General features: G+C 63.8%; 1 protein-coding gene. It reads left to right on the top strand.

Annotated features, from left to right (window positions below; translation table 11 throughout):
- Window positions 1-240 (top strand): transposase (locus ACLFKU_RS44985; RefSeq protein ID WP_410853543.1); only part of this gene is annotated, 240 nt, incomplete at both ends.

The following is a 240-nucleotide window of genomic DNA, read 5'->3' on the forward strand; positions in this document are numbered from 1 at the left end:
GAGTTTCGCGGCGCCGTATCTGACGCTGATGCACGGCGACGCGCCCCAGCGCAAATACGAACTGCGCGACATGTTTGATGCATTGCGCTGGATGGCTCGTGCCGGCGCGCCGTGGAGGATGCTGCCCGATGATTTCCCGCCGTGGGAGCTGGTGTATCAGCAGACTCAACGCTGGTTGCAGGCGGGCTGCTTTGAGAGCATGGTGAGCGACCTGCGCTCGGTGATACGCGTGGCACAGGG

Origin of the sequence: Paraburkholderia sp. EG304, assembly GCF_046543485.1 — a bacterium.
Classification (GTDB): domain Bacteria; phylum Pseudomonadota; class Gammaproteobacteria; order Burkholderiales; family Burkholderiaceae; genus Paraburkholderia; species Paraburkholderia youngii.